The sequence below is a fragment of the Aquamicrobium terrae genome (genome assembly GCF_052978165.1).
The window spans coordinates 725,838-741,144 of the sequence record NZ_JBRKLZ010000001.1 but is presented as its reverse complement, the minus strand read 5'-3'; the positions used below and the strand labels follow the sequence as shown (position 1 = coordinate 741,144).

At 65.0% G+C, this 15,307-nt stretch carries 14 protein-coding genes; 10 read left to right on the top strand and 4 right to left on the bottom strand.

What is annotated here, in order from left to right:
• The first annotated feature begins 22 nt into the window (after positions 1 to 22).
• From hydA to ACVCNR_RS03780, 6 genes are all read left to right on the top strand, one after another.
• Complete coding sequence (hydA, locus tag ACVCNR_RS03805; protein WP_354191970.1) at positions 23 to 1,474, top strand: dihydropyrimidinase; 1,452 nt, start codon at positions 23 to 25, stop codon at positions 1,472 to 1,474.
• 75 nt (positions 1,475 to 1,549) lie between these two features.
• Entirely contained in the window at positions 1,550 to 2,386 is an 837-nt protein-coding gene (locus ACVCNR_RS03800) for an ABC transporter ATP-binding protein (protein WP_447073871.1), read from the top strand.
• A gap of 198 nt (positions 2,387 to 2,584) precedes the next feature.
• Positions 2,585 to 3,013 carry an endonuclease domain-containing protein gene (locus tag ACVCNR_RS03795; RefSeq protein ID WP_447073870.1) on the top strand — a complete coding sequence of 143 codons (429 nt, stop codon included), beginning with the start codon at positions 2,585 to 2,587 and terminating at the stop codon, positions 3,011 to 3,013.
• Entirely contained in the window at positions 3,013 to 3,891 is an 879-nt protein-coding gene (locus tag ACVCNR_RS03790) for an ABC transporter permease (RefSeq protein WP_447075632.1), read from the top strand. The genes ACVCNR_RS03795 and ACVCNR_RS03790 overlap by 1 nt, the downstream gene beginning before the upstream one ends.
• Complete coding sequence (locus tag ACVCNR_RS03785) at positions 3,888 to 5,039, top strand: ABC transporter permease (protein WP_447073869.1); 1,152 nt, start codon at positions 3,888 to 3,890, stop codon at positions 5,037 to 5,039. The genes ACVCNR_RS03790 and ACVCNR_RS03785 overlap by 4 nt, the downstream gene beginning before the upstream one ends.
• Before the next feature lie 24 nt (positions 5,040 to 5,063).
• On the top strand, positions 5,064 to 6,029 hold the full coding sequence (locus ACVCNR_RS03780; protein WP_354191975.1) for an ABC transporter substrate-binding protein: 966 nt from the start codon (positions 5,064 to 5,066) through the stop codon (positions 6,027 to 6,029).
• 69 nt (positions 6,030 to 6,098) lie between these two features.
• Here ACVCNR_RS03780 and ACVCNR_RS03775 read toward each other — a convergent pair whose 3' ends face one another.
• Positions 6,099 to 6,557 (bottom strand): Lrp/AsnC family transcriptional regulator, encoded by a 459-nt coding sequence (locus tag ACVCNR_RS03775; protein WP_354191976.1) that lies wholly within the window; start codon positions 6,555 to 6,557, stop codon positions 6,099 to 6,101.
• 185 nt (positions 6,558 to 6,742) lie between these two features.
• Here ACVCNR_RS03775 and ACVCNR_RS03770 point away from each other — a divergent pair, with 185 nt between their 5' ends.
• Positions 6,743 to 8,026, top strand: a complete 1,284-nt coding sequence (locus ACVCNR_RS03770) for a cystathionine gamma-synthase family protein (RefSeq protein WP_447073868.1) — start codon at positions 6,743 to 6,745, stop codon at positions 8,024 to 8,026.
• A gap of 153 nt (positions 8,027 to 8,179) precedes the next feature.
• On the opposite strand, the gene ACVCNR_RS03765 is transcribed toward ACVCNR_RS03770, so the two are convergent.
• From ACVCNR_RS03765 to ACVCNR_RS03755, 3 genes are all read right to left on the bottom strand, one after another.
• On the bottom strand, positions 8,180 to 9,829 hold the full coding sequence (locus ACVCNR_RS03765) for a thiamine pyrophosphate-binding protein (protein WP_447073867.1): 1,650 nt from the start codon (positions 9,827 to 9,829) through the stop codon (positions 8,180 to 8,182).
• Positions 9,826 to 10,998 carry a CaiB/BaiF CoA transferase family protein gene (locus ACVCNR_RS03760; RefSeq protein ID WP_447073866.1) on the bottom strand — a complete coding sequence of 391 codons (1,173 nt, stop codon included), beginning with the start codon at positions 10,996 to 10,998 and terminating at the stop codon, positions 9,826 to 9,828. The genes ACVCNR_RS03765 and ACVCNR_RS03760 overlap by 4 nt, the downstream gene beginning before the upstream one ends.
• Before the next feature lie 97 nt (positions 10,999 to 11,095).
• Positions 11,096 to 12,085, bottom strand: a complete 990-nt coding sequence (locus ACVCNR_RS03755; RefSeq protein WP_447073865.1) for an alpha/beta hydrolase — start codon at positions 12,083 to 12,085, stop codon at positions 11,096 to 11,098.
• Between the two features lie 156 nt (positions 12,086 to 12,241).
• Here ACVCNR_RS03755 and ACVCNR_RS03750 point away from each other — a divergent pair, with 156 nt between their 5' ends.
• The 3 genes from ACVCNR_RS03750 to tam all read left to right on the top strand — a co-directional run bounded on the left by ACVCNR_RS03750 (position 12,242) and on the right by tam (position 15,301).
• Complete coding sequence (locus ACVCNR_RS03750; protein WP_447073864.1) at positions 12,242 to 12,700, top strand: DsrE family protein; 459 nt, start codon at positions 12,242 to 12,244, stop codon at positions 12,698 to 12,700.
• A 120-nt stretch (positions 12,701 to 12,820) separates the two neighbouring features.
• Positions 12,821 to 14,470, top strand: a complete 1,650-nt coding sequence (gene ettA / locus ACVCNR_RS03745) for an energy-dependent translational throttle protein EttA (protein ID WP_447073863.1) — start codon at positions 12,821 to 12,823, stop codon at positions 14,468 to 14,470.
• A 60-nt stretch (positions 14,471 to 14,530) separates the two neighbouring features.
• Positions 14,531 to 15,301: a trans-aconitate 2-methyltransferase gene (gene tam / locus ACVCNR_RS03740; protein ID WP_447073862.1), complete on the top strand. Its 771-nt coding sequence runs from the start codon at positions 14,531 to 14,533 to the stop codon at positions 15,299 to 15,301.
• Positions 15,302 to 15,307: the final 6 nt, after the last annotated feature.

Below are 15,307 nucleotides of genomic sequence, written 5' to 3'. Positions count from 1 at the left end.
GGCAGCGCAAGGGGAATGACAGATGACCAGAGTAATCCGCAACGGCACCGTCGTCACAGCCGACCGCACGTGGAAGGCGGACGTGCTGTTTCAGCACGGCAAGATCGTGGCGATCGGGCCGGACCTGCATGGCGACCATGAGTTCGACGCCACCGGCTGCTATGTGATGCCGGGCGGCATCGATCCGCATACCCATCTGGAAATGCCCTTCATGGGCACCTATTCCTCCGACGATTTCGAGAGCGGCACGCGCGCGGCCCTTGCCGGCGGCACCACCATGGTGGTCGATTTCTGCCTGCCGGCGCCGCAGCAATCGCTGCTTGAAGCCTTGCAGATGTGGGACAACAAGACGTCGAAAGCGGCTTGCGACTATTCCTTCCACATGGCCATCACCTGGTGGGGCAAGCAGGTGTTCGACGAGATGGCCACGGTGGTGGAGAAGGGCATCCCGACCTTCAAGCACTTCATGGCCTACAAGGGCGCGCTGATGGTGGACGACGACGAGATGTATGCCTCGTTCCAGCGCTGCGCCGAGCTGGGCGCGCTGCCGCTCGTCCATGCCGAGAACGGCGACGTGGTGGCCGCGCTTTCGCAGAAGCTGCTGGCCGAGGGCAACAACGGACCGGAAGGCCACGCCTATTCTCGCCCTCCGGAAGTGGAGGGCGAGGCCACCAACCGCGCCATCATGATCGCCGACATGGCGGGCGTGCCGCTCTATGTCGTGCATGTCTCGTGCGAGCAGAGCCACGAGGCGATCCGGCGGGCGCGCCAGAAGGGCATGCGCGTCTATGGCGAGCCGCTGATCCAGCACCTGACGCTGGACGAGAGCGAGTATTTCGACAAGGACTGGGACCATGCCGCGCGCCGGGTGATGAGCCCGCCCTTCCGCAACAGGCTGCATCAGGATTCGCTGTGGGCCGGCCTGCAGGCGGGGTCGCTGCAGGTGGTGGCCACCGACCACTGCGCCTTCACCACCGAGCAGAAGCGCTTCGGCGTCGGCGACTTCACCAAGATTCCCAACGGCACCGGCGGCCTGGAAGACCGCATGCCGGTGCTGTGGACGAAGGGCGTCAACACCGGCCGCCTGACCATGAACGAGTTCGTGGCGGTGACCTCCACCAACATTGCCAAGATCCTCAACATGTATCCGCGGAAGGGCGCCATCGTGGAGGGGGCCGACGCCGACATCGTCGTGTGGGACCCTAAGCGCAAGAAGACGATCAGCGCCGGGCGCCAGCAATCCGTGATCGACTACAATGTGTTCGAGGGCGTCGAGGTGACGGGCCTGCCGCGCTTCGTCTTCTCGCGCGGCGAACTGGTGATCCAGGAGACGGAGGTGAAGACCAGGCCGGGCCACGGCGAGTTCGTGGCGCGCGAGCCGAATTCGGCGCCCAACCGGGCGCTGTCGACCTGGAAGGAGATCACCGCGCCGCGCAAGGTGGAGCGCAGCGGCATTCCGGCCACGGGGGTGTAAGCTTGGCACAAACCCCTGTGGAACGGCCCGATGTGAGCGGCCCGATGCGAACGGCAAGCTGAAAGACCTGCAATCATGAATGCGATCGCCAGCCACCAGCCAGCCACCGCAACCCCTACCGCCTCGCCCGGCACCGCGAATGTTGTTGCGGCCAACAGGCTCGGCCTCACCTTCCAGACCAATGACGGGCCGGTGCAGGCGCTCAGCAATGTCGACCTTACCATCGGCAAGGGCGAGTTCGTGTCCTTCATCGGCCCTTCCGGCTGTGGCAAGACCACGTTGCTCAGGGTCATCGCCGATCTGGAGAAGCCCACGTCCGGCACCATTTCGGTGAACGGCATGACGCCGGAACAGGCCCGCCAGCACCGTGCCTACGGCTATGTCTTCCAGGCGGCAGCGCTGTTTCCGTGGCGCACCATCGCCGATAATGTGGCGCTGCCGCTGGAAATCATGGGCGTGGCGAAGGCCGAGCGGGCCGAACGCATCCGCCGCACGCTCGAACTGGTCAACCTCACCGGCTTCGAGAAGAAATATCCCTGGCAACTGTCCGGCGGCATGCAGCAGCGCGCCTCCATCGCCCGGGCGCTGGCCTTCGACGCCGACCTTTTGTTGATGGACGAGCCGTTCGGCGCACTGGACGAGATCGTGCGCGACCACCTCAACCAGCAATTGCTGGAACTGTGGGCAAGGACGCAAAAAACGATCTGCTTCGTCACGCATTCCATTCCCGAAGCCGTCTATCTCTCGACCCGCATCGTGGTGATGTCGCCGCGGCCCGGCCGCGTCACCGATGTCATCGACACCAACCTGCCGAGGGAGCGCCCGCTCGATATCCGCGAAACGCCGGAATTCCTCGCCATCGCCGCGCGCGTGCGCGAGGGCCTGAGGGCAGGGCACAGCTATGAGGACTGAGGTGGGAAGGGTGATCTGGCCTGTCGCCGAGGGGCTGGCCCCCACCCCTAACCCCTCCCCACAAGGGGGAGGGGGATTGCGTCGTGCTGACCTTTTCCCTGCCGGAGCCAGGCAGGAAAGCCTTGCAAAGGGAGGCGGATGCGGTGGTGCTAGCATTCCCCTCTCCCTTGTGGGGAGGGGTTAGGGGTGGGGGTGCTCATGCCGACGGAAATCGATCCGGCCGCCATCTCCCGCGCGCGGAAACTACGGCATGCAATGACCGATGGCGAACGGAAGCTGTGGGCGGAACTGCGTCAGTTCCGGCGCTGGTATGGCGTTCATGTTCGCAGGCGAGCGCCTATCGGAGCCTATGTCGTCGACTTCATGATCCATGCGCACCGTCTGGCCATCGAAGTGGATGGCCAACATCATTTCGAACCGGAGAGGCTTTGTCGGGACAAGAAGCGCGATGACTGGCTTGCGAGCCAGGGATACCGGGTGCTCCGCTCCAACACCGGCGAGATTTTCGAAAGCTTTGATGGATGCATTGAGGAGATCCTGTGCGAACTCGATGTGACGGCCGTCCGCCCCGCTCCCCCCACCCTTGACCCCTCCCCACAAGGGGGAGAGGAAGAAGGCAGGTGCTGATGGACTCCTTCCGCTCCAAGATCGTTCCCGTCACCACGCTGCTGGCCTTGCTGGTGGTGGCCTGGTACGGGTTCGCGGTGGTGCTGAACGGCCCGTTCCAGCGCGATCTGGACCGCCGCGCGGGCGAGGCGCCGGGCACGGTCGAGTTTCTCATGCGCACATGGTCGCAGCCCAAGCCGACGCTGCCGGCGCCGCACCAGGTGGCGCAGAACTTCTATAAATCCACCTTCACGGTGAAGCCGTGGAGCAACCGCAGCCTGATCTACCATTCGTGGGTGACGCTGTCCTCGACCTTCGTCGGCTTCGTGTTCGGGGCGGGGCTGGGCATCTTGATCGGCGTCGGCATCGTGCATTTCGCCTCGCTCGACCGCAGCCTGATGCCGTGGATCATCACCTCGCAGACCATTCCCATCCTTGCCATTGCGCCGATGGTGGTGGTGGTGTTCGCCGCGGTGGGCATCACGGGCCTGTTTCCCAAGGCGCTGATCTCGACCTACCTGTCGTTCTTTCCCGTCGCAGTCGGCATGGTGAAGGGGCTGCGCTCGCCCGAAACCATGCATCTCGACCTGATGCGCACCTATAACGCCACCCGGCCGCAGGTATTCTGGAAGCTTCGGGTGCCGGCCTCGCTGCCCTTCCTGTTCGCCTCGATGAAGGTGGCGGTGGCTGCGAGCCTCGTCGGCGCCATCGTCGCCGAACTGCCGACAGGCGCAGTTGCCGGCATCGGCGCCAGGCTGCTCAACGGCTCCTATTACAGCCAGACCATCGAGATCTGGGCGGCGCTGGTGGCCGGCTCGCTGGTCGCGGTCATGCTGGTGGCGCTGGTGGGCGCGGCCGCCCGCATCACCGAGCGCGCCATGGGCGGGAGGCCGGCATGAGCGCATCCCCCGCCATCTCGCCTTCTACCTTGCCCCGTTCTTTGCTCCCCTGGCAGATCGCGCTGGCCTTGCTGGCCGTCGTGGCCGGCCTTGCCTTGCAATCGGGGGGCGTGGCCGGCGAGGGGCCCGCCAACATCTGGGCGGCGCTCGGGCTCGTCGCGCTGGCGGCGGCAGGCGCATGGGCGCTGGCCGGCAGGCCGCTGCCCGAGGCCGCCATCCTGTTTCTCGGCGCGCATGGGGCGGCCTGGCTCCTGCTCTCCGGCATCGCCGGCCATGAAGGGCAAGCGCGAGCGTCCTTCTACCTGGCGCTTGGCGGCGCGTGGCTGCTCGCCTGGCGCTGCGTGACGGTGCTGTCGCTGGAAAAACCGGCCTCGCTGTCCGGGCGCCGGATGCTCGGCCTGCTCATCCCGGTCATCTTCGGGGCCTGGGTGCTGATCCTGTGGGAAGCGGTGGTTCGCGGCGCCGGCATTCCCTTCCTGCTGTTGCCGCCGCCCAGCGCCATCGCGGCGCGGATCGCGGCGTCGAGCGCCGTGCTGGCCGCCGATGTGCGCCAGACCGTGTTCAAGGCGGTGGTGGCCGGCTATATCATCGGCTGCGCGGCGGGCTTCGTCGCGGCGATCGCGGCCGACCGCTTCGTGTTCCTGCGGCGCGGGCTGCTGCCCATCGGCAACATGGCGGCGGCCTTGCCGATCATCGGCGTAGCGCCGATCATGGTCATGTGGTTCGGCTTCGACTGGCCGTCCAAGGCGGCTGTGGTGGTCATCATGACCTTCTTTCCCATGCTGGTGAACACGGTGGTGGGCCTTTCCGCCTCCGGGCATATGGAGCGCGACCTGATGCGCACCTATGCCTCCGGCTACTGGCCGACGCTGTTCAAGCTGCGCCTGCCGGCGGCCATGCCTTTCATCTTCAACGCGCTGAAGATCAATTCCACGCTGGCGCTGATCGGGGCTATCGTGGCCGAGTTCTTCGGCACGCCGGTGGTGGGCATGGGCTTCCGCATCTCCACCGAGGTCGGGCGCATGAACATCGACATGGTGTGGGCCGAGATCGCGGTGGCGGCGCTGGCCGGCACGCTGTTCTACGGGGCGGTGGCGCTGGCCGAGCGGGCCGTCACATTTTGGCATCCGTCTATCCGTGGTGGCTAGGCGGCTCTTCAGAGGGTGAGAACAATGAGAAAAATGCTCGTATCATTGCTTGCCGGGGCGATGTCGCTGGCGGCCGCGCAGGCCATGGCCGCCGACAAGGTGGTGCTCCAGCTCAAATGGGTGGCGCAGGGCCAATTCGCCGGCTACTTCGTGGCCAAGGAGCAGGGCTTCTACGAGGAGGAAGGGCTCGACGTCGAGATCAAGAACGGCGGGCCGGACATCGCGCCCGAGCAGGTGATCGCCGGCGGCGGCGCCGATGTGATCGTGACGTGGATGGCGGCGGGCCTCGCCGCGCGCGACAAGGGCGTCAATCTCGTCAACATCGCCCAGCCTTTCGCCAAATCGGGCCTCCAACTGATCTGCCCGAAGGACGGGCCGGTGCAGACCGAAGCCGATTTCAAGGGTCATACGCTGGGCGTGTGGTTCTTCGGCAACGAATATCCGTTCTATGCCTGGATGAACAAGCTCGGCATCCCCACGGAAGGCGGGCCGGATGGCGTGACGGTGCTGAAGCAGAGCTTCGACGTGCAGCCGCTGATCCAGAAGCAGGCGGATTGCATTTCGGTGATGACCTACAATGAATATTGGCAGGCCATCGATGCCGGCTTCAAGCCGGAGGACCTCGTGGTCTTCAACTATACGGAACTCGGCAACGACCTGCTCGAGGACGGGCTCTATGTGCTTGAGGACAATCTCAAGGACCCAGCCTTCGAGGACAAGATGGTGCGCTTCGTGCGCGCCTCGATGAAGGGCTGGAAATATGCGGTCGAGAACCCGGACGAGGCGGCCGAGGCGGTGATGGAGGCCGGCGGGCAGGACGAGAACCACCAGAAGCGCATGGTGGGCGAGGTGGCCAAGCTGATCGGTGACGGCAAGCTCGATCCGGTCGTCTATGAGCGCACGGCCAAGGCGCTGCTCGACCAGAAGATCGTCTCCAAGGAGCCCGAGGGCGCCTTTACGACCGCGATTACCGACAAGGCGTTGCAGTAGGCGCGGACTTGCAGCTTCTGCTTGGGAAAGAGGCGGGTGGCCGCCCCTTTCTCGCAAGACAAGCCGCGCTTAGATGCGCCGCTCCTTGATCGTGCTCATGATGAAGCTGGTTTCGATCGAGGCGACGCATTTGAGGCGCGCGATCTTCTCCTTGATGAAGCGCTCATAGTTGCCGAGGTCCGAGGCGGCGACTTTCAGCAGATAGTCGCGCGAGCCGGTGACGAGATGGCATTCCAGAACCTCGTCCCATTCCCGCACCGCCTGTTCGAACATGATGATGTCGTCTTCGTTCTGGTGGCCGAGGCGGATGGTGGCGATGGCCGTCATGGTCCAGCCGAAGGCGGCGAGGTCGACCAGCGTCGTATAACCGCGAATGACGCCGCTTTCCTCCAGCCGCCGCACGCGGCGCAGGCAGGGCGAGGGCGACAGCCCGATCCGCTCGGCCAGTTCGATGTTCGGCAGGCGGGCGTCGGCCTGCAACTCGCTCAGGATCCTGCGGTCGAATTCATCGGCAATTTTCTGCGTCATTATCCGCCTTTCGTGGGCTGGAATTGCGTGACTCCAGCCATGATCGGTCGGAAATAGCAAGGACTGCACCGCAATCTTTGGCTAGATTGCGCAGAGGCACCGGCCGAAGGGAAAAAATCGTTTTCCGGCGGAACCCGGTGCGAGAACATCGACACGTCAGGCCGCAAGGCCGCCGGGGGATCGCCATGACCGCGCCAAAACCTTCCAGAACCCATATCGGCAATCACAAGCTGCATCCCGAAACGATGATGCTGAGCTACGGTTACGATCCGCTGCTTTCGGAAGGCTCGGTGAAGCCGCCGGTGTTCCTCACCTCGACCTTCGTGTTCCACTCGGCCGAGGAGGGGCGCGACTTCTTCGACTACACCTCCGGGCGCAAGGAGCCGCCGCAGGGGGCCGCGGCGGGACTGGTCTATTCGCGCTTCAACCATCCCAACAGCGAGATCGTCGAGGACCGGCTGGCGGTGTACGAGAACGCGCAAAGCTGCGTGCTGTTCTCCTCCGGCATGTCGGCCATCGCCACCGCCGTGCTGGCCTATGCGCGGCCGGGCGACGTGATCCTGCATTCGCAGCCGCTCTATGGCGGCACGGAGACGCTTCTGTCGCGCACGCTGGCCGGGCTCGACATCGGCGCGGTCGGCTTCTCCGACGGCGTCGACGGCGAGGCGGTGCGCAGGGCGGCGAAGGAAGCGGCGGCCAAGGGCAAGGTGTCGATCATCCTGGTGGAAACGCCGTCCAACCCGATCAACAGCGTCATCGACCTGGCGCTGATGAAGGCGGTGGCCGACGAACTGGGGCAATCGCAGGGCCACCGGCCGATAGTGATGTGCGACAACACGATGCTCGGGCCGGTCTTCCAGCGCCCGGTGGAACTGGGCGCGGACGTGTCGCTCTACTCGCTCACCAAATATGTCGGCGGCCATTCCGACCTGATTGCCGGTGCGGCGATGGGCGCGAAGGAGGTCATCAAGCCGATCAAGGCGCTGCGCGGCGCCATCGGCACGCAGCTCGATCCGCATTCCTGCTGGATGCTCGGCCGCTCGCTGGAAACGCTGGCGCTGCGCATGGAGAAGGCCGACGCCAATGCGCATGTCGTGGCGCAGTTCCTGCGCGACCATGCCAAGGTGGACAAGGTGCATTATCTGCCGTTCCTCGACCCCGAGACGCCGGCCGCAAGGGTGTTCAAGGCCCAGTGCAGTGGCGCCGGCTCGACCTTTTCCTTCGACATTCGCGGCGGCGAGAAGGCGGCTTTCGCGTTCCTCAATGCATTGCAGGTGTTCAAGCTGGCCGTCAGCCTCGGCGGCACGGAGTCGCTTGCCAGCCATCCGGCGGCGATGACCCATTCGGGGGTGCCGGTGGAGGTTCGCCAGCGCATCGGCGTGCTCGACACCACCATCCGCCTGTCGATCGGCGTGGAGCATCCCGACGATCTGGTCGCCGATCTGGCGCAGGCGCTGGCGGTGGTCTGATCCCCTTTTCCCTTCTCCCCTTGTGGGAGAAGGTAGATCGGCGCGAAGCGCCGAGACGGATGAGGGGTGGCTTCGACCGGATGCCGGCAAGAAACCCCTCATCCGCCTTCGCTGCGCTCAGGCACTTTCCCACAAGGGAAGAAGGAGGGTCGGCTACCGCTTCTCGCGAATGTCGGTCAGCGTACGGGCCGGCGTGATCGCCTCGGGGTCGAGCTTGACCTCGATGATTGCCGGTTTGCCGCTTGCCCGTGCCCGCTCGAAGGCGGCGGCGAAGTCTTCGGTCTTCTCCACCGTCTCGCCGTGGCCGCCAAAGGCGCGCGCATAGGCGGCGAAATCCGGGTTTTTCAGGCTGGTGCCGGAAACGCGGCCGGGATATTCGCGCTCCTGATGCATGCGGATGGTACCGTATATGCCGTTGTTCAGGATGACGACGATCACCGGCAGATCATACTGGACGGCCGTCGCAAATTCCTGCCCGTGCATCAGGAAATCACCGTCGCCGGCCCATACGATCACTTCGCGTTCTGGAAACACGCTTTTCGCGCCGACGCCGGCCGGAACGCCATAGCCCATCGAGCCGGAGGTGGGGGCCGCCTGCGTGTTGAAGCGGCGGAAGCGGTGGAAGCGGTGCATCCATGTGGCGAAGTTGCCGGCACCGTTGCAGATGATAGCATCTTCCGGCAGCACGCCTTCGAGATAATCCATGATCGGGCCTATCCGCACCGCGCCGGGGCCGGTCGTCGGAGGGGTGGACCAGGCGAGGTAGTCGGCATGGGCCTGCTCCGTTTCGCCGGCCCAGCCGGGCGATGCCGGTCCCTTTCGCTTCGAAAATGCTTCGACGAAGGCGGCGGGCGAGGCGTTGATCGCCAATGTCGGGCGGTAGACGCGGCCAAGCTCGTTGGCGTCGACATGGACATGCACCAGCTTCTGGTCCGGGTAGGGGCTTTTCATCAGCGTGTAGTCGGATGACGGCATTTCGCCGAAGCGCCCGCCGATCAGCAGGATCAGGTCTGCCTCCTTCACGCGCGCGGCAAGCTTCGGGTTGAGCCCGATGCCGACATCGCCGGCATAGTTCCCGTGCAGATGATCGAACAGCATCTGGCGGCGGAAGGAGACGCCGACCGGCAGCGCCCAGCTTTCCGAGATTTCCTGCATATGGCCGACTGCGTCTTCGCTCCAGCGCGTGCCGCCGAGAATGACGAAGGGGCGCCTGGCTTCGCCGAGCAGCTTTTCCAGTTCGTCCAGCTCTGCTTCGCCCGGCCGGGTCTCGACCGGCGTGAACGGCCGCGCAGCCGGGGCTTCGACCTCGCTCGCCAGCATGTCTTCCGGCAGCGAGACGATGACCGGGCCGGGGCGTCCCGAGGTGGCGACGGCGAAGGCGCGGGTGACCAGTTCGGGAATGCGCGCGGCATCGTCGATCTCGACCACCCATTTGGCGATGTCGCCGAAGAAGGCGTGATAGTCGACTTCCTGGAATGCCTCGCGATATTTGGCGTGGCCGGCGATCTGGCCGATGAACAGGATCATGGGAATGGAATCCTGCATGGCGATGTGCACGCCGGCAGAGGCGTTTGTGGCGCCGGGACCGCGCGTGACGAAGCAGATGCCGGGCCGGCCGGTCAGACGGCCCTGACAGTCGGCCATCATGGCGGCGCCGCCTTCCTGACGGCACACGAAGGTGCGGATGCTGGAATCGTGCAGCGCATCGAGCACGGCGAGATAGCTCTCGCCCGGCACGCAGAATATACGGTCGGCGCCATTGGCCTCCAGCGCCTCGACGATCAGTTGTCCACCCGTCTTCATCGCGTCTTCCGCTCCAGTTCGGCCAGGATTTCCTGTGTATGCTCGCCAAGGCGCGGCGAGGAACGCTCATAGGCGAGCGGCGTGGCCGACATCACCATCGGCGCCCGCACAGACGGCAGGCTGTTGCCGTGGCCGTCGTCGAGGTCGAGGCGCATGCCGCGTGCCACCACCTGCGGATCGGCGAAGGTCTGGCCGATGTCGTTGATGGGGCTGGCGGGAACGCCGGCCTTTTCCAGCGCCGCGAGGATATCGGCGCGTGCGAAGGCGGCCAGCGCCGGAACCATATGTTCCCGCAGGTCCTTGCGATTGGCCACGCGCGCCGCGTTGGTGGCGAAGGCCGGGTCGGCGGCCAGTTCGGCGCGGCCGATCACGGCGCAGAACTTGGCGAACTGGCTGTCATTGCCGACGGCGAGGATAAAATGCCCGTCCTTGACCGGCAGCACCTCGTAGGGGGCGATGTTGGGATGGGCATTGCCCATGCGGTTCGGCGCGTTGCCGGATACCAGATAGTTGAGGTTCTGGTTCGCCAGCACCGACACCTGCGTGTCGAGCAAGGCCATGTCGATATGCTGGCCTTCGCCGGTCCTTTCGGCATGGCGAAGGGCGGCCTGGATGGCGATGACCGAATAGAGGCCGGTGAAGATGTCGGTGACGGCGACGCCCACCTTCTGCGGTTCGCGATCCGGCTCGCCGGTGATCGACATCAGGCCCGACATGCCCTGCACGATGAAGTCGTAGCCGGCGCGCGGCGCGTAGGGGCCGTCCTGGCCGAAGCCGGTGATCGAGCAATAGATCAGCTTCGGGTTGACGGTCTTCAGGCTCTCGTAGTCGAGGCCGTATTTCTTCAGGCCGCCGAGCTTGAAATTCTCGATGAGGACGTCCGCGTCGGCCACCAGCCTGCACACCGTCTCCGCGCCTTCCGGCGTGGAGAAATCGATCGTCACGGAGCGCTTGCCGCGATTGCAGGAATGGTAGTAGGCGGCCGAAAGGTTCTCGCCGTCCGCGCCCATGACGAAGGGCGGTCCCCATTTGCGGGTATCGTCGCCCTGCGGGCTTTCCACCTTGATGACGTCGGCACCGAGATCGGCCAGCACCTGCCCGGCCCACGGTCCGGCCAGGATGCGGGCCAGTTCGATGACGCGGACGCCTTTCAGCGGAGGAGGGGCCATGGACTACTCACTGCATCGGGAGGGTTTGCGCATGTCATTGTCCCGAAACCGGTTCCCGCCTTCGGGTGCCATGCTCTAGCAAGCCTTGCCGATCCTGTCACGTGCCATGCAATGGGCCAGCCTGACGGGCGCGCGGGCCTGCCGAGCCGGCTTCGTCGCGGGGGCAAACCCGGTCGAGCCAGGAGGCGAAGTCGTTCATGACCAACTCGCGGTTGACCTCGTTGAGGCTCTCATGGCGGGTGTCGGGATAGATGGTCGCGGCCACGTCGGAGAAGCCCATGCGCCGCAGGCGGCCGGCAAGGCGGTTGACGCTCCTGCCGCCATCGGTGGCTGGGTCGTGCGCGCCGCCGACCAGATGGAAGGGCAGGTCCTTGCGCACGTCGCCGAAATTCGCGTCGGCCGCCCCGTTGCCGGCAAGGCGGAACAGGTCCAGCCACAGCGAGACCGAGCCGTTCCAGCCGCAGAGCGGGTCGGCGATATAGGCATCCACCTGTTTCGGGTCGCGCGACAGCCAGTCGAAGAAGGTGCGATGCCCGGGGACGGCCTTGCCCCACGCCTCGAAGGTGAGCTTCGGCAACAGGCGCGAGGGCACGTCGGAGCCGAGGCGGAAGCGTTCCCATGCCAGAATCGCCCTTGCGGCCAGTGCCGGCAGGCCGGCCTGGAAATTGGAGTTCCACACGGCCGCCGCATCGATGCGGCGCGAATGGCGCAGCACATAGTTGAGCGCGATCATGCCGCCCATGGAATGGCCGAAGACGACAACGGGCAGGCCGGCATGGTCCTGGGCGATGAGGTCGTGAACGGCATTGACGTCGGCCACCAGCGCTTCGACCCCATCCTGTCCGGCGAAGCGGCCGGGCGGTGCATCGGGCGCGCGGGTGAAGCCGTGGCCGCGATGGTCATGCGCATAGACATGATAGCCGCGCTGGCTGAGGAAATCGGCGAACGGCGCATAGCGCGCGGCATGTTCGGCAAGACCGTGATTGATCTGCACGACGCCACGGGCAGGCGCCGTTGCGTGCTCGACATAAAGGTTCAGCGCCGCTCCCGTCGGGGAGGTGAGGGTGCGTCTTCCGTCGAAGGTCATATCCTGTTTCCGCCTTTTCCACTGGCGCTTTCTTGCCGATGCGGAGCAGTCGCCCGCCTTTCGCCGGCGACAGCGGCAGGTGGCGAATTCCGCATGATGGGTTTAACATGCAAATAACATGATATATCGATGTATCGTTCAGAGGAGGAAATCGGGATGAAATTCAAGATCGGTGCGGTGCTCGTCATGGCAATCCTGTCCGCTATCGCTGTCGTCGGCCATGCTGGCGCGGCGGAAAAATACGGCAAGCAGAAAGTGGTCTACCATATCAATGGCGATGGCGGGCCGGAGAGCAAGGCCTACAAGGCGGCGCTGGTCAATGTACAGAACCATGTCAATGCGGTGGGCAACGACAATATCGACGTGAAGGTCGTGCTGCATGGCGACGGCGTGAAGCTTTTGATGGCGGCGCAGGACGATTTGTCCCTGCAATCGGCCGTCACCAGCCTCAAGACGCAGAACGTGTCGTTTCTGGTGTGCAACAACACGCTCACCAGCCGCAAGATCGACTATGAAAACGACCTGTTCGAGGTGTTCGAGGACGATATCGTGCCTTCCGGCGTGGCCGAGCTCAGCTATCTGGAACAGCAGGGCTATACCTACATAAAACCCTGACGCGGCGGCCGGCATCTGCCGCAGCAAGGGTCGCGGGACGAGCTTGGGCATTGCCCCGCGGCGGTCTTTCGCCTACATAGCGCGCGACCCCCAATCACCCTTATTCAAGGAATAGCGCGCGTGGCACGCCAGTTCATCTATCACATGGCCGGCCTCAACAAGGCCTACGGCACCAAGAAGGTGCTGGAGAACATCCATCTTTCCTTCTACCCGGATGCCAAGATCGGCATCCTGGGCCCGAACGGCGCCGGCAAGTCGACCATCCTCAAGATCATGGCCGGGCTCGACAAGGAGTACACCGGCGAGGCCTGGCTGGCCGAGGGCGCGACCGTCGGCTACCTCGCGCAGGAGCCGCAGCTCGATCCGTCCAAGACTGTGTTCGAGAACGTCATGTACGGTGTTGCGAAGAAGACGGCCATCATCGAGCGCTACAACGAGCTGATGATGAACTATTCCGACGAGACGGCGGAAGAATCGGCCAGGCTTCAGGACGAGATGGACCGCCTGAACCTGTGGGACCTCGAGCAGCAGGTCGAGATGGCGATGGACGCGCTGGCCTGTCCGCCCAAGGACGCCGACGTGACCAAGCTTTCGGGCGGCGAGCGCCGCCGCGTGGCGCTGTGCCGCCTGCTGCTGGAAGAGCCGGACCTGCTGCTGCTCGACGAACCGACCAACCACCTCGACGCCGAGACCACGGCGTGGCTGGAAAAGCACCTGCGCGCCTACAAGGGCTCGGTGCTGCTCATCACCCACGACCGCTACTTCCTCGACAACGTCACCGGCTGGATTCTTGAGCTCGACCGTGGCCGCGGCATCCCCTATGAGGGCAACTACACCAAATATCTGGAAGCCAAGGCCAAGCGCCTCAAGCAGGAGGGCCGCGAGGACGACGCGCGCCAGCGCGCCATCGGCCGCGAGCGCGAGTGGATCCAGTCGAGCCCCAAGGCCCGCCAGACCAAGTCCAAGGCGCGTATCAAGGCGTTCGAGGAACTTCTGGAACAGGCCAACAACCGCCGTCCGAGCGACACCCAGATCGTCATCCCCTATGGCGAGCGGCTGGGCAATGTCGTCATCGAGGTCGAGGGCCTGTCGAAGGGCTTCGGCGACGAGCTTCTGATCGAGGACCTGTCGTTCAAGCTGCCGCCCGGCGGCATCGTCGGCGTCATCGGCCCCAACGGTGCCGGCAAGACCACGCTGTTCAAGATGATCACCGGACAGGAAAAGCCGGATGCCGGCACGGTCCGTATCGGCGAGACGGTCAAGCTCGGCTATGTCGACCAGAGCCGCGATGCGCTCGACCCCAACAAGACCGTGTGGGAAGAGATTTCCGGCGGCGCCGAAGTGGTCAAGCTCGGCAAGTTCGACGCCAACACCCGCGCCTACTGCTCGTCCTTCAACTTCCGGGGGCAGGACCAGCAGCAGAAGGTGGGCAACCTGTCGGGCGGCCAGCGCAACCGTGTGCACCTGGCCAAGATGCTGCGCAACGGCGGCAACGTCCTGCTGCTCGACGAGCCGACCAACGACCTCGACACCGAGACGCTGGCGGCGCTGGAGGACGCGCTGGAGAACTATGCCGGCTGCGCCGTCATCATCTCGCACGACCGCATGTTCCTCGACCGTCTGGCGACGCACATCCTCGCCTTCGAGGGCGACAGCCATGTCGAATGGTTCGAGGGTAACTTCGAGGACTACGAACAGGACAAGATCCGCAGGCTCGGCCCCGAGGCGGTCAACCCGCATCGCATGACCTACAAGCGCCTGACGCGCTGATCTTTGCTCCGAACGCCCCGCCAGAAGCGGGGCGTTTTTGCTTTTGCCGGGAGGGAAACCATGCAGGACTGGTCGGCGACGCAATATCTGAAGTTCGAGGACGAGCGCACCCGCCCCTCTCGCGACCTGGTGGCGCAGGTGCCGGCGGTCGAGCCCGGGCGTGTGGTCGACATAGGCTGCGGGCCGGGCAATTCCACGGAGCTGCTGGTCGAGCGCTGGCCGCAGGCCGAGGTTTCCGGCATCGACACCTCGCCGGACATGCTGGAAAAGGCCCGCAAGCGCTTGCCGGGTGTCAGCTTCGAGCTGGCGGATGCCGAAAGCTGGACGCCGGCGGAAAAGGTGGACGTGCTGTTCGCCAATGCCGTGTTCCAGTGGCTGCCCAACCATCCGCAGGTTCTGGTGCGGCTGATGGACCAGCTTGCGCCCGGCGGCACGCTGGCCGTGCAGATGCCGGACAATCTGGGCGAGCCCTCGCACCGGCTGATGCGCGAGACGGCCGCCGAAATGCCGTTTGCCGCCAAGATGGCCGGCGCCGGTCGGGCGCCCCTGTCGCCGGTCGGCTATTACTACGATCTGCTGAAGCCGCTGTGCGGCCGGCTGGATATCTGGCACACCCACTACAACCATCCGCTTGCCGGGCCGGAAGCGATCATGGAATGGGTGAAGTCGACCGGGCTGAAGCCCTATCTGGATGTGCTCGACGAGGGCGAGCGGCAGGCGTTCCTGGCGCGCTATCTGGAACGGGTAAGCGAAGCTTATGCCGTGCAGGCCGACGGCAAGGTGCTGCTCGGGTTCAAGCGGCTGTTCATCGTGGCCGTGCGCAAGGGCTGACGCGGG